Here is a 15,356-nt window from a genome sequence, read left to right as displayed (position 1 = left end):
ACAGGAGTGATTCATGCTTATCCGCCCGACCCTTGAACCAGACATCACGTGGCTGCCGGACGTCGAGCGCTCGGCAGCCCAGGCCTTTGCCAGTTGGCCGGCACTGGCCTGGCTGGCGCAAGGCGAAGTCATGGATTGCGCGGCGCACAGGGCTTTCGTCGAGGCAGGGGGTAGTTGGGTGGCGCAGGACGCGACTGGGCGCATTGTGGGTTTTGCATGCGCCCGGCTGGCGGATCAGGCATTGCACCTTCATGAAATATCGGTGTGCCAGGAGGCCCAAGGGCAAGGTGTCGGGCGCCGGTTGCTGCAGCAAGTGGTCGATGCAGCGCGCTGCGCCGGTGTACGCGAGCTGACGCTGACCACCTTTGTGGATGTGCCTTGGAATGCTCCGTTTTATGCCCGTTTCGGGTTTGAGATGCTTCAGGATAGCCGGCTTTGCGAACGACTCCGTGGCATCCTGGCCAGCGAGCATGCTCACGGTCTTCTCGGGCGTTGTGCAATGCGTCTGAACGTGGGGCTCTAGTTTCATCGCGCCGCATGGTGCCCCCGCGATCTCCAGCCAGGTCAGCAATTCTGCCCTGCCGCCACACTACCGGCCACGCAATACCCATCTCGCCCCTGCTGTTTGGCCTGGTACAACGCCCCATCAGCCGCCGCGACCAGCGCCTCGGCAGTACCCCCCTCCCGCGCCAGGTCGACCACCGCGATCCCGGCACTGAACGACACCCTTCCCAATGGGCTGGCGGCATGTTCCAGCGCCTGACGGCGCAACAGCTGCTGTAACTCCTGCACCAGCAGTTCCGCGCCACGGCCATCGGTATCGGGCAGCAACAGCGTGAATTCCTCCCCACCATAGCGCACCGCCAGATCGGCCGGCCGTTTCAAGGCCTGTTGCAGCACCTCGGCAAAGCGTCGCAGGCACTGGTCGCCAGCCGGGTGACCGTAGTGGTCGTTGTAGGCCTTGAAGTAGTCCAGGTCCAGCATCACCAGTGCCAGGGGATAGCCTTGGCGCCGTGCACGGCGCAGTTCAGGTTCGAACACGCCATCCAGCCGCCGACGGTTACCCAGCCCTGTAAGGCTGTCGGTCAAGGCCAACGCTTTCAGCGTCTGGTGAGCCTGGAGCAGCGCCCGCTCGATCACGATCCGCTCGCGCAGTTGGCGCAGCACCACACCGCCAAACGCTGCCAGCCCCACCAACAACAGCAGCAAGACCGCCACCGACTTGATTGCATCGTACCGCCAGGGCGCGACTATGGATTCACGCGACAGCCCCGCCTCCACGACCAACGGGTAGCTGGACAACGCGCGGTAGCCATACAGCCGAGGGGTACCGTCGACGACCGCTACCGCCTCGGCTACCCCTTCTGTGGCATACGGCAAGTGGTTGCGGAAGATCTCACTGTTGGCAAGACTTCGGCCTATCACCTGTTCCACGAACGGGCGCCGTACCAGGAGGGTGCCGTCGCGCTTGGCCAGCACCAGCGCGCCGCGTTCGTCGATCTTGAAGTCGCCGTAGTAACGCACGAACCACGCCACTTTGATGGTGCCGAGCAATACGCCGGCGAAGCTGCCGTCGGCATGCTCCAGGCGCCTGGAAATAGGAATGATCAGGTCGCCGGTGGAACGGCTGCGCACCACCGAACCGATATGTACACCAGGGTCGGTATGGCTGCGGTGATAGGCGAAGTAGTCCCGGTCGGCGTTATTGGCCTTGGGCGGGATGGCCGCCTGATCCGTGACGATCCAGCTGCCGTCCGGGCCGTAAACGAAAAGCCCGTGCAACTGCGGCATGATGCGTTTTTGCTGGGCCAGCAAGGCATGCAGGCGGGGCCGGTCGATGTGATCGAAACCATCGCCTTCCAGGCGCTCGGCCAAGGCTGCGGTAATGGCGTCGACCTGGCGGATAGCGTCCTCGGCGTGCTGCGCCGTAGCCCGGGCCAGGTTGCTGACCATGTTCTCGGCATTGTTATAGGCAAAGCGGTAGTCGCGCCAGATGCGCCAACCTTCCACCAGTACAAATGCCAGCATCACCACCAGCATGAATGCCAGTACCAGGCGGAACAGCGCCACGGCGCGGCCCTCGCCACTTATGGCGAAAAGCCCATCGTCATCCTGTTTCCTGGCTGCGCACATTGGAATCCCTGGCCCTACGGCGTTCGCCGTCTTCACTATAGTTCAGCGTCGCACGGTCGGAACCGGCGGCAAAAAAGATTAAACCTTTGCCCCGCCTTCACCCTCAACCGTACGCGACATTGAGGTCGCGCCACGGTTTAAAGGAGTGAAGCATGAATAGTCTCTTCATCAGACGCGTTGGTTTTTCCATGGTGTTGGGCCTGGCATCGGTGCACGCAATGGCCGCGACTTCCGATGATTTCGTCGATGCAGCCACCGAGGCCGGCATTGCCGAAGTGGTGACCGGCAAGCTGGCTCAGGAGAAAAGCCAGAACGCCGAGATCAAGTCATTCGCCCAGCAAATGGTCACCGACCACACCCAGGCCAACCAGAAACTCGGCGACATTGCCCGCGAACTGGACATTTCGGTTCCGGATGAGGCCGCGATGACCGACAAGATCAAGAAAGTGATCCTGGAGTGGCGCGATGAGTCCTTCGACAAGTCGTACCTCAACAACCAGGTCGACGCTCACGAAAAAGCGGTGGAGCTATTCAAGAAAGAGGCCGCATCGTCCGACAAGGCCGAGCTGAAGGCCTTTGCCAGCGAAACGCTGCCCAAACTCGAACAGCACCTGGAACAGGCCAAAGCCCTTCAGTCCAAGCACGGCAAGTGAGGCCGCACATGAGTAACGATGCATTGAAGACCGAAGTACTTACCCGCCTGCTGCATGCCCACCCCGAAGGCCTAGGCAAGGAAGTGCTGGACAACTACCGCGGTGAAAAGGCGGTGGCCGGCATGCTCAAGACGTTGCAGGAAGCCGGTTTGATTCACGACGGTAGCGTGGCGGTAAGCAGTGATCACCAGATCAGCGTGCACTACCCGATCAAGCTGTCGGCGGCGGGCGTAGAGGCCGCCAGGCGCGCTGAAGGCTGACAGTCGTCTGTGGTGACCGTCGCCGGCAAGCTGGTTCCCAAGGGATCGCACATGGCTTGCCGGCGACGAGACCAGTAATCAAGGCCGTGGTTTACTCCTTTTTCTCAATGTCTCTAGGCGGCTTGGCCGGCCCCTGTGGGTCGACTTGAGGGTCTTCGGCATCCGGGGAGTCGGGGTCGAAACCAAGGTCTGCCTTTTTATCGGCCTGCTCGGCCGAGTGAGGCCCCTCTTTGTGTGGCGGTTGAGATCCAGGCATGGCGTTGTCTCCGGTGAGTGTCTAAGGAAGAAACCACCCGCCAGGAAAAGTTTGATTAATCTGCAACCGAGGCCAATTGCGCCCGACACTGCGCCAGCGCCTCATCACGCGCCTTCAACTGCTCCTCAAGCCACTGCAACTGCCGCGCCTGCTCGGCGCACACGTCGCGCCTGGCTTCAAGGCTCTGGGCTTGCACATCCAGCTGCCGACGCATCTCTTCGCTGGCGCCTTGTGCCTGGGCCAGGATGGTGCGCAGGCCCTGGATCTGCGCATCGCGTTGTTCCAGCAACTCATCCTGCGCCCGGCATTCGCTGGCCGCCTGACGATGCTCTCCCAGCAGGCGCTCATTGTCACGGTGCAAACGGGTAAGTTCGTCCTGCTTGACGATCATGCCCTGCTGCAACTGACGTAATTCCACCTGCATCTGCTGCAACTGCGCTTCGTGGCGGCGCTGTTCCTGCTCGCGCTGTTCACGGCTGGCATTGCGGTAGTGCTCCAAGGCGTCGCGGGCATGGCGGTGCTTGTCCTCCAGCGACTTGACCTGCTCGTCCTTGTCAGCCAGGCGCACCTGCAACTCACCCAGCGACTGGTTGAGGCTGGCACTGCGCAGCTGTTCGGCCTGCAGCGTGCTTTGCGTGGACAGCAGTTTTTCGGATTCCGCGGCCAATGCCGCTGCATCGATCTTGTGTTGCTGATGCGCTGCGGCCAGTGCCTTCCGGGCAATTTCCAGCTGCGCCTCAAGCTGCTCGCGCTGTTGAGTGAACGTGCTCTCGGCCTGCTCGATCTTCAGGTCGGCCTCGTCCTGCAGCTGCGTTGCCAGTTGCCCGACCAGGCGGCTCAGCACATCGCTCAGCGCGACCCCGCCTTCGGACGCCACCGGCTGCTGGCCGTTCAGTTCCTTCAGGTAGCGGTGAATCGTGGTTTTGGAGCCGGTGTTGCCCAACTCGATACGTATGGCATCGATGCTGGGGTTCTCACCCCGGGCGATCAGTGCCTGACGCGCCTGCTGCACTACCACCTTGTTGATACCGCCACGGGCCATGCTTGCTCCTACGATTTTGTACTGTGTTATGTAACATGTAATTACGTACCAATTATGGCGATAGCAAACCCCTCCTGCAAACATTTCCTCAGGTGGAATAATCACGGCTTATCGCATGTGATGCACAAAACGGGCTTGTTTTCGATTCGATCACTTGGCTTTTATCAAGCCCACCTCAAGGTGCCCGGGTAGGCTCCCGAACAGAGTGATATCCAATAAAGGAAAAACACCATGAATCGCCCCGCTCCATCGAGGGTTCGCCTGTATGACGAAGACGATCTGGACTGTGTGCTGCGCTCGATGGCCCGCCAGGCCATGGCCTGCTTGCCTACGTCTGAAGTCGCGCTGGTAGGCATTCAGCGGCGTGGTGAGCCGCTGGCGCAGCGCCTGCAACTGCACCTGCAAGCACTGAACGGTGCTGCGCCATTGCCGCTCTACCCGATCAAGGTCATGCGCCACGGCCGAACAGGCGATACCGCCTGATTCAACGGCCGGGTGCGGGGCCTTCTCGTCAGGATTGAGAATCAAGGCCTCCAGGCGCTACCTTGCACCGGGTGGTACTGAGCCACTGACTACCCGTCGCCAACTGTTCGTCGTTCTTGCAGTCGTCGTTAGCCGCACAGCCCTACACCACCAGAATATTGCAAGGCACCTGGTACAACACATGCTCGGTGGTACTGCCGAACAGACGGTCCAGCCCCCGTGCAATTGGTCGCCCCATGACCAGTACGTCCACCGGCTGTGATTCGACGTATTCGCTGAGCACCGGGACCGGGCGGCCGAGCACGAAGTGGCAGCGTTCCGGTGGTGCGCCGAAGCGTTCGGCCAGTTTCCTGAAATCATCTTCCAGCGCTTGGCGCATGGGCTCGGCAATGTCACCGATGGCCCAGGCGGCATAGCCCATGTCGCCCATGTAGGCCATCGACAGATCGCAGGCGTGCAGCAGGTCCAGTTGCGCCCCTGTCTGCAAGGCCAAGGCACTGGCCTGCTGGACGATGCTGTCATTTCGGGCTTGCCCCTCTTCCGAGGTGTCGGCCACGTCCACCGCCGCCACGACCTGACGCGGCAACGTCGGCCGGTTGGCCCCGAGCAGGTAGACCGGGACCGGGCAGTGGCGCAACAGTTTCCAGTCAAGCGGGGTGAAGAAGGCGCGCTTGAGCGCGGGCTCATGCTCGACCTGCTTGAGCAGCAGGTCCGGTTGCATCTCCATGACGTGCTCCAGGATGTCATCCTGCAGGTCATTGCTCCACGCCACCTCGGTCGTCACCTGCACGCCGGAGGCACGCAGCGCGTTCGCCTGGGTTTCCAGCTGTTGCTGCTGAGTGTGCCGGTAAGCCTCCCGCTCCGTTTGGTGCTTACCGGACTCCAGTAGCCAGAGTTTGTCCAGTGCTTCGAGCAAGGCGACAATGTGCAAGCTGGCCGATGCTGATCGGGCCAGTGCACCGGCCTGCTCCAGAGCGACCGCCTGGTGCAGCATTGGGCGCATGATCAGCAACAGGCGTTGATAGTGGCTCATGATTACCTCCAACGGTGGGCCGGCCTGATCACTCAGGTCGCTCGGGTTGCATCGAGAGGGGGCTTTCGGCGGGCAGTGATTGACTGCTGCTGCAAGCATCCAGTTCATTCCGCCCTTGGCGCTTGATTTTTATCAAGCGTGCGAACGCCTGCAGCGTGGCTCAATGTCTGGCCTGTTGGCGCAGTTGCCGCACCTCGTCCTGAGCCTGGGTTGCCCGCCTTAGGGCCTCGTTGGCGGTCTGCTCGACCAGATCGATGCGGTAACACACTTGATCGGCGCGCAACCTTGCGGTGGCGGCGTTGTTCTCCGCCGACTCCAGGCGCGCATCGTATTCCTCGGCGCGCTACGCCGTGCAGCCTGACGCGCTAACCAGCAACAGGCTTGCCCACCCGCAAAGCACATAACGTCGCATGTCCGTACCCTCTTGCATGCCCAGGACACGCTGAGTATCGCTGGCGGCGTGCGCTGCAGCCTGACATTTGTCAACCGCGAGCGGCCTTTTCACCGGGTTTGACCTTTATCAATCGGGGATGCTGTTGCGACTGTTGCAGCGCCAAGAGGTCAACGACATTCACCACCCTCACACGCACGTCTGGAGCCTGCTCTTGCAGCAGTGTAACCGCCGCCAGTACCTCCAGTGTCGGCACATCGCCCGCGCAGGCAAGCACCATCTTGGGCATCTCGTCATCATGGCAGGCCCAGCCCCAGCGCCCGATACCTGATTGACAATGCAGAGTGGCCGCTTCGCTATCGAGCCACTGCCACTCCATCTGATAAGCATGCCAGCCTCCTTTCGTCATCGCGCACGCGGGCGCTCAAAGGTCTTCGCCGCGCAGATCTTCCTCCCGCCGGCTCTGTTGACGGATCAGCAGTGACAGTTCGTGCAGGTGGTCCGACAGCAGGCCCACCAGGTCGTCCGCCGTGGCAATGCCGACCAGCAGGCCGAAATCATCGACTACCGGAATACGTCGGATATTGGCGCGCCGCATATTGAGGATGACATCGAACAGGTCCTCGTTCTGGTTCGCGGTGATCAGAGGCCGGGGCAGTACATCGACCGCCTGCAGGTCCTCCTGATCCGGTGGGTTGCGCGCAATGATCCGCAACGCCAGGTCGCGATCGGTGATCAGGCCGATGGGCCGACAACGCTCGCCGTCGACATGTTCGGCCAGCACAAGATCGCCGACATGGTACTGATTCATCATGCGCGCCGCGGCATAGATGGAGATACCGGGTGGTGCGGTGACCACGTCCCGGTTGCAGTATTTGCCAATGGACATCATGTTCTACCTACACGGGCGGAGCCTCCTTGCTCCTCGATGCAGTGAGGGTGGGTGATCATTTACCGCTTTTGATCGGAATCACCTTTTCCGGATGGATGGCTTCAGCACGTTTGGGCAGGTGCACCAGCAGCACCCCCTTGTCGAACTGGGCGTCGATTTTCTCGGCGTCGACCCCACGGGGCAGCTGGAAAACCCGTTCGAAGCTGCCGTAATGGCGCTCGGACAGGTGATATTCCTTGCGTTTTTCGTCCACTTCCTCCTTTTTCTCGCCCCGGATCAACAGGTTGCCATTGACGAGCTTGATCTCGATATCCTTGGCATCCACGCCAGGCAACTCGGCGCTGATGCGGTATTCCTCGGCCAGCTCGCTGATGTCCATGGCCGGCATGCCGTGGGTGAACAGGTCACGCCGCCAGAACGGTTCGACATCGAACGGTGTGTGGCTGAACGGCATGCGCATCGGCCGCCGTCCAAAATCCTCGAACAGGCTGTCGATCTGGCGGCGCAATTGCTGGAAGGGCCGCCACAGCTCTGAAGGTTCGACGCTGGGTGGCGAACCTTCGGTTGGCTGGCTGGCGACGGGGGTAACAGGCACTTTCTTGGCAACGTCTGACATGGCGCCCTCCTCGAATGAGTGAATGAGTAATGCCTCCCGGGGAGACGCCTCGATCATGCGCCGTGGGGCAGCACCCCATTTGATCTTTATCAACAAGGTGAAGTCCCTGCCGCCCGCTGGTTTGATCCTGGTCAAAGTGCCGGATTGGCCACGGTCTAGGCTGATTACAGCAAGTCATCATTACCGTGCGAGGCAGTCATGGACCGGGAGGGTGCCAGCGTCCGCTTGCTCCAGACATTGCCCGGCCTGGGCATCCAGCAATTCGTGCGCCTGGCCCTTTGCAGGCAGCCATGCAGCGAGGCAATGGCTGGCCAGTACTGCGTGCTCAGCGGTCGAACCGAGTGCTGGCCATGCAGTTACGTGACCCTGCCTGGCGTGGCCGGGCAATTTATCGTCAGCACCCAGAGTGCGCAGCCCTTGGGACGGGCGGGGGAACTGTTCGACTATTCCGGGCCGCTTGGCAGCGCTTGGCCGTTGCCCCTGCAAAGTACAAGGTTGCTGGCCATCAGTCGCGCCGATGGCCTGCTGCCCTTGCTGGGTGCGCTGGATGAGGTTCGCTGTTGGCTGCCCTGGATACAATTGCAGCTGTCACATGACGGCATTGCGGCTGAACTGCTGCCAGACGATTGTCGAACCTGGCTGTCGCTACTGCCGCGTGACAGCAGCAGTGGCTGGTGGCAAACCAGGCGCTTGCTGATCACCTTTCACCCGGACACGGTGTACTGCTGCGCACCGTCACAGGTGGCGCGCCAGGTAGCCCAGCTGTGCTGGCAAACAGGCGTAGCACCGCAGCGCATCTGGATCCGCACGGATCATGTGGCACGTCCGACCTGGGGGGGCACTCCGCCGAAAGCTGGCCTGTGCAACGCTATGACCGGGTGCTTGCCGCGCTCAAGTGGGCTCCTCCAGGCGGGTCAGGTTGACCAGGCCTTGCATGTCGATGAGCCTGACCTCACGCCCGGCGCACAGCACGAGACCTGCATGGACGAAGCGGCTGAACAGTCGGCTGACCGTTTCCAGCGTAAGGTCCAGGTAGTTGGCGATATCACCACGGGACATGGGCAGGTTGAACACATCCTCCCGCAACCCCCGCGCCAGGTAACGCGCCGACATGCCCAGCAGGAAGATCGCCAGCCGCTGCTCGGCACGCCCATGGCAGCAGCGCAGGTGCTCGTCCTTGCCCTGGATCCCCAGGCTGAGCATGTGCAGCAACTGATAACGCAACCCCGGAATCTGGCCGGACAGGTCCACCAGCTGATCCAGCCTGATGGAGCAGACCAGCGAGAGTTCCAGGGCAACGGCAAAGCTTCGGTAATGACTGGCACCAATAGCGTCCAGCCCGAGCATTTCACCCGGCAGGAGGAAGCCGGTCACCCGCTCGGTGCCCTCGGCATCGAGCAGAAAATTCTTGATCGCCCCAGAGCGCAAGGCAAACACGTGCTCCATGGGTTCATTGGCCTTGAACAGGTACTCACCCCGCTTCAATGGGCGGTTACGGCGGACAATTCGCTCCAGCTTGTCCACTTCGTCGGTACTGAGGCTGGCGGGCAGGCAAAGCCGGCTCAACGAGCACGCAAGGCACTTGACATGGAGCTTTGCTCCCATTTCCGCAGGGCCTGACATGACGATGCCTCTGCTTTTCTTGCAGGCGGGTATCTTTTGAAGTTAGCGGCTCCACTAAACGTTAGCGGTCTGTCCGACCAAGGGTCGGACGCTACCCCCGGCTATACCCGCTTTTTCTATCGGCTCGACAGGTCATGTGGGAAGCATTTGACAACTGTCAAGTCAGGGCAAGGTCCGCTGCCGAAACTGAACTTCCTTGTTCATTCGACACAGAGGACATTGCCATGGCACCCGCCGAAACTTCCCGAGTACATACAACGCCTTCGTTTCCCAAGCCTTCCGGTGAACACTGGATCGAAGCCCTTGAAAACGGCGTTCACGTGTTGATCAGGCCCTTGCAAGCCCAGGACCGAGAACGCGAAAAAGCCTTCATCGAACGGCTGTCGCCCGAATCGCGGCATTTCCGCTTCCTGTGCCAGCTCAGGGAGCCCGGTGAGGCCATGCTCGACCAACTGATGAAGGTCGACCAGGATCGCCAGGCGGCCTACGTCGCCCTCGCCCACGTCGATGGCGAATTGCAGGAAGTGGGCATTTCCCGCTACGCCACCGCCAGCGGAAAGGACGAGTGCGAATGCGCCGTTACCGTCATGGATAGCTGGCAGCATCATGGCTTGGGTCGCCTGCTGCTCAAGCACCTGATCGACCATGCCCGCGCCAAGGGCTTGCGGCAGATGTATTCGGTCGACGCAGCAGCCAACCAAGCGATGCGCGAGCTGGCCAAAGCGGCGGGGTTCACCACCGCCGCTGACCCGGATGATCCCAGCCAGGTCATCCACCGGCTCTCCCTGATCTGAACCCTGGGCCGTCGCACTGACGGGTCAATGCGCGGCGGCCCGATTACGGGAGGCTCCCCATGAACGGCCCTTCGAAGAAATTGATGGAAAAACTCTACGGCAAGCAGTATCAGGTCGACACTGCCGATATTGCCCCGGTGCTTCATCAGTACGCCGAACCTTTGCCGAACCTGGATACGCCGGCATTCGCAGCGCTGTTCGACCGCTACGCTGACGCGCGCGTCATCCTGCTGGGCGAGGCAAGCCACGGCAGCAGCGAGTTCTATCGCGCCCGAGCGGCGATCACCCGGCGCCTGATCGAACAGCATGGCTTCAACATCGTCGCCGTCGAGGCCGACTGGCCGGATGGCGGGCATGTCGATCAGTACGTCCGAGGCTTGGCGCACTCGGCGTGGAAACGCCATATTTTCAGCCGTTTTCCAACCTGGATGTGGCGCAATAGCGAAGTCAAAGCCTTCGCCCAATGGCTGCACGGGCACAACCGCCTGCTGCCCACCGACCACCGCGTGGAATTCCGCGGCCTGGATGTCTACAGCCTGCGCAATTCCATCCATGAAGTCCTGGCGTATCTGGACCGGGTCGATCCGCATCTGGCCCATGAAGCCCGTCGCCGCTACGGTTGCCTGACGCCTTGGCAGGACGACCCCGCGCTGTACGGGCACTTTGTCGAGCACAGTGGCGTCATGCCATGCGAGCAACCGGTGATCCAGCAACTGAATGCCATGCTCGCCGAGCAATTGTCAGGGCTTGTCCGCAATGATGAAGCTTTTTTCAACGCCACGCAGAATGCCCGTGTAATCATCGCCGCAGAGCAGTACTACCGCGCCATTTACCGAGGTTCGACGGCGTCCTGGAACCTGCGCGACCGGCACATGTTCGATACCTTGCGCGCGCTGCTGGAACACCGTGGCCCCCACGCCAAGGCGGTGGTCTGGGCTCACAACTCCCATATCGGCAATGCCGCAGCCACGGAAATGGGCTGGAAAGGCCAGTTCAACATCGGCCAGCTCTGCCGCAGCGCTTTCGGGCACGACGCGGTGTTGATCGGCATGGCCACCGACCGCGGCCAGGTGGCCGCCGCCGATGACTGGGACGGCGACATGCAGATCAAGGAAATCCGACCTTCGCGCAGCGACAGCTGGGAGCATCAGTTCCGCCTCGCAGGCGTGCCAGCCTGCCTGAGCGACTGGCGCGACCCACAGCGCAAGGAGCTGCGCCATGTGTTGTCCACGGTGCTACTCGAACGCGCCATCGGCGTCATCTATCGCCCAGAGAGTGAACGGCTGAGCCATTACTTCGAGGCGGTGCTGGCCGAGCAGTTCGATGCGCTGCTCTGGTTCGAGCAGACCCGGCCGGTGACTGCCCTGCCCTTGCCGAAACAACAGCATCTTGAGCCAGAGGACGAAACCTATCCATTTGGTGTATGAGCCTCGGCTAAGCCCCATCAGACGGATATGCGCTGCAGGTACTTCACGAACCAGTCACCGGCGAGCGCCGCGGCCTTCGCCAAGGTGCCAGGCTCTTCGAAAAGATGCGTAGCGCCTGGCACCACTTCAAGATGCCGCTCACAGCTCAGCAAGCGGTCCACCTGACGATTGAGCTCAAGGACCAGGGCGTCCTGGCTACCTACGATGTGCAAGGTTGGCGCCTGCACACGGTCCAGCATCGGCCCAGCCAGGTCTGTTCTGCCGCCTCTGCTCACCACCGCCGCCACCCGTTCGGGACGCTGCGCAGCCGCCCACAGGGCCGCAGCGGCCCCCGTGCTTGCACCGAACAAGCCGATGCGCAACTTGCGCAGTTGCGCATCGTTTGCAACCCAATCGACAACATCGATCAAGCGCTTGGCCAGCAAGGCAATGTCAAAGCGCAATTCTCCGGTCTCGTTATCCAGACGTTGCTCAGCCTCGGTCAGCAGGTCGAAGAGTAGTGACCCCAGGCCACGTGCCGCGAGAGCGTCTGCTACGTATTGATTGCGGGCGCTCAGACGTCCGCTGCCGCTGCCATGGGCAAAGATGACCAAGGCGCAGGCGTTGGCCGGCTCACGCACGTCCGCCACGAGTTCAACGCCTGCCAGCTTCATCGTCTGTGTGCGAACTTCAACCCTGTGCTCAGTCATGGGGCGCCCTCCGGCAAAGCGCTTGCTGATCGGCCTGCCCCATGAGCGTCATCACTTCCTCGTCTGATGTCTGCGGGAAGTCCTGATACCAATAGCCAACCGAAACCATCCGCTCAGGCACCAGCGGGCATACCAGCTCATCCACTTCACCGTACAGCGCTTCGAGCGTTTCTGGCGGTGCGACCGGGACGGCGACCACGATCCGCGCCGGTGATTGGGCTCGCGCGGCCTGAATAGCCGCCCGCATCGTGGCGCCGGTCGCCAGGCCGTCATCGATGAGAATCACCACCTGATCCTTGAGTTGCAGGGGTGGCCGCCCTCCCCGGTAGCCCCGTTCGCGCCGGGCCAGCTCCTCGGTTTCCCTGGCAACCACGGCGTCGAACAACGCGGGTTCTACCGGATAGGCCCGTAGCGTGTCGTCATTGAGGAAAGTGACTCCGCCGCTGGCTATCGCCCCCATGGCGAACTCGGGGTGAAACGGCATGCCGAGCTTACGCACCACCAGCAGGTCCAGGCGGACGTTGAGGGCGGTCGCGACTTCGTAGGCCACCGGAACGCCACCACGCGGCAGTGCGAGCACGATCACGTCGGGCCTGCCAGCGTAGCGGGCCAGTGGCTCGACCAGGCATCGTCCTGCCTGGGTACGGTCGGCAAACAAGGTTGGCAACGCAAGGTCATGGGACATGAACACCTCCCGCGCCGCTACAGGCGCCTGTCACTGCGGTTTCCGATGGGGGCCGTTGGTTGCTTCAAGCCGTGACTGCACGCCCCTCCTCGGGCAACAGGTCGAACTGCGCGAGGCAACGCTGCTCATCTGCAAGGGGGGGGGCAGCGCCCTCGGGCCGCTCACTTCCTGCATGGGCGTTTCGAACAGGCCAGGCGGAACACCCCATTGCGCTTCAGAAAGGCCGCTGGGGTGCGATGCAGTCGATAATCCGCGCACACCCGCATCGGCATTTGATGCAGATCAGAAAACCGCTTATCGCATGTGAGCACCCAGATTTTAGTTGCCAGGCGGCTGATACACGTCCACCGCGCTGGTATCCACCGCCTTGGGTAACAACCCCTCGCGATAGAACGCGTCGGCAATCCGTTGCTGCTCGGTCAGGTTGTTCAGCTTCACCGGCTGCACATCGTAACTGCGCCGGGCGTTGGCCTGCTGCACCGTGGCGCTGTCCAGATTACCCCACAGCGGGCCAAGGATCCGGGCAGCGGCCTCGGGGTTGGCCTTGGTCCAGGCACCGGCTTCACGCAATGCCAGGTACACCTGCTGCAATACCTCAGGATGCGCCTTGGCATAATCGCTGCCGGCGAGGTAATAGCGCTGGTAACTGGCCAGTTCGCTGCCGTCGGCCAGGATCCTTGCGTTCTGCTGACGCTGGGCGCTGGCCACGTAAGGGTCCCAGGTCACCCAGGCATCGACCTTGTGGTTCTCGAAGGCAGCGCGGCCGTCGGCGGGGATCAGGTACGCCGGCGTGATGTCCTTGAAGGTCAGCCCAGCCTTGGCCAGGGCCTGGATCAACAGATAGTGGCTGCCAGCGGCTTTGGTCACCGCCACACGCTTGTCTTTGAGGTCGGCCAGGGTCTTGAGCGGTGAATCCGCCGGCACCAGGATCGCCTGGGCGGTCGGCGAAGGGGCTTCCCGGGCGAAATAGGTCAACTTGGCGCCTGCCGCCTGAGTGAACACCGGCACGGTGTCGGCAACGTCCGCCGAGAGGTCGACATTGCCAAGGTTCAGGGCCTCCAGCAGCGGCAGACCACTGGGAAACTCGTGCCAGGTCACGCGAATGCCCTCGGCCTGCAGGCGCTGTTCGAGAGTGCCCCTGGCCTTCAGCAGGGTCAGCAGGGTCGAGGATTTCTGGTAACCGATGCGCAGGGTCTGCTCGGCGCTGGCAAGGCTTGGCAGCAAGGCGCTGGCGAGCAGCGCCAGGCCCAGCTGGCGCAGGGGTTTAAAGGTCATGAATACGTCTCCGAGGTCAGGGTTGCGCTGCAAGCTTGGCGGCGGCGGGAAGGGTGAAGCCGGTGGCAAAGGTCGGGGCCACATCGAGGCGCTCGGTCATCAGGCCGTGGGTGTGGTAGAAGTCGGCGGTGTCCTGCTGCTCGGTCACGGTTTGCGTGTCGATCACCTGCCAGCGCAGCTGCCGACGCTCGAATTGCAGGCGGGCCGCCTCTACCGGGAAGCCAATGATCGCGGCCAAGGTTTTCGAGTAGGTATCCAGGTGTTGGTTGGCCCACACCTGCGCTGCGGCCAGGCGGTTGAGATAGTCCTGCAGCGCTGCACGACGCCCAGGCTCCTCCAACGCCTTGTCGGTGGCGGCAAGGAAACTGTTGCCGGTGGACAGGCCACGACCGTTGACCAACACACGGCCTTGCCCACTCAACTCGGCCAGCGCTGTGTAAGGCTCCCAGGTCGACCAGGCATCCACCGAGCCGTTGGCCAGGGCGATCTTGGCATCCACCGGCCCAAGGAAACGGAACTCCACATCCTTCTCGGTCAGCCCTGCCTGGGCCAGCGCCTTGAGCGCCAGGTGGTGCCCGATCGACCCTCGCCCGGTCGCGATGCGCTTGCCCTTGAGTTCGGCCGCACTGCGCAGCGGCGCCTCCGGCCGCACCAGCAACGCCGTGCCATAAGGGTCGGACTTGTCCACTGCGATGGCCTTGACCGGTGCTCCGGAGGCCAGCACGAACAGCAGTGGCGCATCGCCGATGATGCCGGCATCGATCGCCCCAGCGTTGAGCGCCTCGGCCAGCGGCGCGGCGGCAGGGAACTCGGCCCAGCGGATGTCGTAGGGCAGGTCGCGCAGGGCGTCGGCGGCCTCCAGCTGGGCGCGCATGTTACCCTTCTGGTCGCCGATGCGCAGGGTCAGGCGCTCGCTGGCGCCGGCATGACCGGCCAGCAGCAGGGCAACGGCAACGGTCAGCAGCTTCGTTCGGATGGACATGATGCTCCTCGGTGTCTTGGCGGGCAGCATCGTGCGGCCCGGGTCAAGCGACTCTAGCGAGATCTTTTAAATAAATTAAATTGATTTTAGGAATAACCTAATATGCGTTTTTATCTTCTAGA

At 62.2% G+C, this 15,356-nt stretch carries 16 protein-coding genes and 4 pseudogenes; 7 read left to right on the top strand and 13 right to left on the bottom strand.

Features of this window, described 5'->3' with window-relative positions; genetic code table 11:
- Positions 1–13: 13 nt before the first annotated feature.
- Complete coding sequence (locus tag C4Q27_RS26535; RefSeq protein WP_064492027.1) at positions 14–523, top strand: GNAT family N-acetyltransferase; 510 nt, start codon at positions 14–16, stop codon at positions 521–523.
- 41 nt (positions 524–564) lie between these two features.
- On the opposite strand, the gene C4Q27_RS26530 is transcribed toward C4Q27_RS26535, so the two are convergent.
- A complete protein-coding gene (locus C4Q27_RS26530) occupies positions 565–2,133 on the bottom strand; it encodes a sensor domain-containing diguanylate cyclase (protein WP_064492026.1) in 1,569 nt (522 codons plus the stop codon).
- Between the two features lie 152 nt (positions 2,134–2,285).
- Here C4Q27_RS26530 and C4Q27_RS26525 point away from each other — a divergent pair, with 152 nt between their 5' ends.
- Complete coding sequence (locus tag C4Q27_RS26525; protein ID WP_104887638.1) at positions 2,286–2,786, top strand: DUF4142 domain-containing protein; 501 nt, start codon at positions 2,286–2,288, stop codon at positions 2,784–2,786.
- Between the two features lie 8 nt (positions 2,787–2,794).
- A complete protein-coding gene (locus C4Q27_RS26520) occupies positions 2,795–3,046 on the top strand; it encodes a hypothetical protein (protein WP_004374436.1) in 252 nt (83 codons plus the stop codon).
- Between the two features lie 91 nt (positions 3,047–3,137).
- Here C4Q27_RS26520 and C4Q27_RS29890 read toward each other — a convergent pair whose 3' ends face one another.
- Together C4Q27_RS29890 and C4Q27_RS26515 are read right to left on the bottom strand one after the other, a co-directional pair.
- Entirely contained in the window at positions 3,138–3,302 is a 165-nt protein-coding gene (locus tag C4Q27_RS29890; RefSeq protein ID WP_010954124.1) for a DUF6021 family protein, read from the bottom strand.
- Positions 3,303–3,357: 55 nt separating this feature from the next.
- Complete coding sequence (locus C4Q27_RS26515) at positions 3,358–4,344, bottom strand: DNA-binding protein (protein WP_064492025.1); 987 nt, start codon at positions 4,342–4,344, stop codon at positions 3,358–3,360.
- Positions 4,345–4,575: 231 nt separating this feature from the next.
- Between C4Q27_RS26515 and C4Q27_RS26510 the strand changes: the two are divergent.
- Positions 4,576–4,803 (top strand): annotated as a pseudogene (locus C4Q27_RS26510) (phosphoribosyltransferase); the annotation flags it as partial.
- Positions 4,804–4,969: 166 nt separating this feature from the next.
- Here the strand turns inward: C4Q27_RS26510 and C4Q27_RS26505 are convergent.
- The 5 genes and pseudogenes from C4Q27_RS26505 to C4Q27_RS26485 form a co-directional block, all read right to left on the bottom strand.
- Positions 4,970–5,860: a universal stress protein gene (locus C4Q27_RS26505; protein ID WP_064492024.1), complete on the bottom strand. Its 891-nt coding sequence runs from the start codon at positions 5,858–5,860 to the stop codon at positions 4,970–4,972.
- Between the two features lie 160 nt (positions 5,861–6,020).
- A pseudogene (locus C4Q27_RS29885) lies at positions 6,021–6,272 on the bottom strand (outer membrane lipoprotein OprI).
- A 115-nt stretch (positions 6,273–6,387) separates the two neighbouring features.
- A pseudogene (locus C4Q27_RS26495) lies at positions 6,388–6,633 on the bottom strand (phosphoketolase); the annotation flags it as partial.
- A 42-nt stretch (positions 6,634–6,675) separates the two neighbouring features.
- Positions 6,676–7,140: a CBS domain-containing protein gene (locus C4Q27_RS26490; RefSeq protein WP_033730612.1), complete on the bottom strand. Its 465-nt coding sequence runs from the start codon at positions 7,138–7,140 to the stop codon at positions 6,676–6,678.
- Between the two features lie 58 nt (positions 7,141–7,198).
- Complete coding sequence (locus tag C4Q27_RS26485; protein WP_049587895.1) at positions 7,199–7,759, bottom strand: Hsp20/alpha crystallin family protein; 561 nt, start codon at positions 7,757–7,759, stop codon at positions 7,199–7,201.
- Positions 7,760–7,957: 198 nt separating this feature from the next.
- Here C4Q27_RS26485 and C4Q27_RS30105 point away from each other — a divergent pair.
- Positions 7,958–8,682: pseudogene (locus C4Q27_RS30105) on the top strand (hypothetical protein).
- Here C4Q27_RS30105 and fnrB read toward each other — a convergent pair.
- Entirely contained in the window at positions 8,651–9,382 is a 732-nt protein-coding gene (gene fnrB / locus C4Q27_RS26475; RefSeq protein WP_104887637.1) for a Crp/Fnr family transcriptional regulator FnrB, read from the bottom strand. The pseudogene C4Q27_RS30105 and the gene fnrB overlap by 32 nt on opposite strands.
- Positions 9,383–9,606: 224 nt before the next feature.
- On the opposite strand from fnrB, the gene C4Q27_RS26470 reads away from it, so the two are divergent.
- Both C4Q27_RS26470 and C4Q27_RS26465 read left to right on the top strand, forming a co-directional pair.
- Positions 9,607–10,176: a GNAT family N-acetyltransferase gene (locus C4Q27_RS26470; protein WP_010954116.1), complete on the top strand. Its 570-nt coding sequence runs from the start codon at positions 9,607–9,609 to the stop codon at positions 10,174–10,176.
- A 59-nt stretch (positions 10,177–10,235) separates the two neighbouring features.
- Entirely contained in the window at positions 10,236–11,603 is a 1,368-nt protein-coding gene (locus C4Q27_RS26465) for an erythromycin esterase family protein (RefSeq protein WP_104887636.1), read from the top strand.
- Positions 11,604–11,620: 17 nt separating this feature from the next.
- On the opposite strand, the gene C4Q27_RS26460 is transcribed toward C4Q27_RS26465, so the two are convergent.
- The 4 genes from C4Q27_RS26460 to C4Q27_RS26445 all read right to left on the bottom strand — a co-directional run bounded on the left by C4Q27_RS26460 (position 11,621) and on the right by C4Q27_RS26445 (position 15,234).
- Positions 11,621–12,256 carry a dienelactone hydrolase family protein gene (locus C4Q27_RS26460; protein WP_020415618.1) on the bottom strand — a complete coding sequence of 212 codons (636 nt, stop codon included), beginning with the start codon at positions 12,254–12,256 and terminating at the stop codon, positions 11,621–11,623.
- Between the two features lie 28 nt (positions 12,257–12,284).
- Entirely contained in the window at positions 12,285–12,977 is a 693-nt protein-coding gene (locus C4Q27_RS26455; RefSeq protein WP_020190849.1) for a phosphoribosyltransferase, read from the bottom strand.
- Between the two features lie 318 nt (positions 12,978–13,295).
- Complete coding sequence (locus C4Q27_RS26450; protein ID WP_064492016.1) at positions 13,296–14,252, bottom strand: aliphatic sulfonate ABC transporter substrate-binding protein; 957 nt, start codon at positions 14,250–14,252, stop codon at positions 13,296–13,298.
- 16 nt (positions 14,253–14,268) lie between these two features.
- A complete protein-coding gene (locus tag C4Q27_RS26445; protein ID WP_064492015.1) occupies positions 14,269–15,234 on the bottom strand; it encodes an ABC transporter substrate-binding protein in 966 nt (321 codons plus the stop codon).
- Positions 15,235–15,356: the final 122 nt, after the last annotated feature.

The sequence above is a fragment of the Pseudomonas sp. SWI36 genome, from assembly GCF_002948105.1.
Taxonomy (GTDB): Bacteria; Pseudomonadota; Gammaproteobacteria; order Pseudomonadales; family Pseudomonadaceae; genus Aquipseudomonas; species Aquipseudomonas alloputida.
The sequence above is the reverse complement of the archived record's forward strand: the minus strand, read 5'-3'. Positions and strand labels throughout refer to the sequence as shown.

Excerpts from the sequence above, each read along its gene's own strand:
- C4Q27_RS26530 (WP_064492026.1), bottom strand. The coding sequence starts at position 2,133 with ATGTGCGCAGCCAGGAAACAGGATGACGATGGGCTTTTCGCCATAAGT.
- C4Q27_RS26465 (WP_104887636.1), top strand. The coding sequence starts at position 10,236 with ATGAACGGCCCTTCGAAGAAATTGATGGAAAAACTCTACGGCAAGCAG.
- C4Q27_RS26470 (WP_010954116.1), top strand. The coding sequence starts at position 9,607 with ATGGCACCCGCCGAAACTTCCCGAGTACATACAACGCCTTCGTTTCCC.
- C4Q27_RS26460 (WP_020415618.1), bottom strand. The coding sequence starts at position 12,256 with ATGAAGCTGGCAGGCGTTGAACTCGTGGCGGACGTGCGTGAGCCGGCC.
- C4Q27_RS26525 (WP_104887638.1), top strand. The coding sequence starts at position 2,286 with ATGAATAGTCTCTTCATCAGACGCGTTGGTTTTTCCATGGTGTTGGGC.
- C4Q27_RS26505 (WP_064492024.1), bottom strand. The coding sequence starts at position 5,860 with ATGAGCCACTATCAACGCCTGTTGCTGATCATGCGCCCAATGCTGCAC.
- C4Q27_RS29890 (WP_010954124.1), bottom strand. The coding sequence starts at position 3,302 with ATGCCTGGATCTCAACCGCCACACAAAGAGGGGCCTCACTCGGCCGAG.
- fnrB (WP_104887637.1), bottom strand. The coding sequence starts at position 9,382 with ATGTCAGGCCCTGCGGAAATGGGAGCAAAGCTCCATGTCAAGTGCCTT.
- C4Q27_RS26490 (WP_033730612.1), bottom strand. The coding sequence starts at position 7,140 with ATGTCCATTGGCAAATACTGCAACCGGGACGTGGTCACCGCACCACCC.
- C4Q27_RS26450 (WP_064492016.1), bottom strand. The coding sequence starts at position 14,252 with ATGACCTTTAAACCCCTGCGCCAGCTGGGCCTGGCGCTGCTCGCCAGC.
- C4Q27_RS26445 (WP_064492015.1), bottom strand. The coding sequence starts at position 15,234 with ATGTCCATCCGAACGAAGCTGCTGACCGTTGCCGTTGCCCTGCTGCTG.
- C4Q27_RS26455 (WP_020190849.1), bottom strand. The coding sequence starts at position 12,977 with ATGTCCCATGACCTTGCGTTGCCAACCTTGTTTGCCGACCGTACCCAG.
- C4Q27_RS26520 (WP_004374436.1), top strand. The coding sequence starts at position 2,795 with ATGAGTAACGATGCATTGAAGACCGAAGTACTTACCCGCCTGCTGCAT.
- C4Q27_RS26535 (WP_064492027.1), top strand. The coding sequence starts at position 14 with ATGCTTATCCGCCCGACCCTTGAACCAGACATCACGTGGCTGCCGGAC.
- C4Q27_RS26485 (WP_049587895.1), bottom strand. The coding sequence starts at position 7,759 with ATGTCAGACGTTGCCAAGAAAGTGCCTGTTACCCCCGTCGCCAGCCAG.
- C4Q27_RS26515 (WP_064492025.1), bottom strand. The coding sequence starts at position 4,344 with ATGGCCCGTGGCGGTATCAACAAGGTGGTAGTGCAGCAGGCGCGTCAG.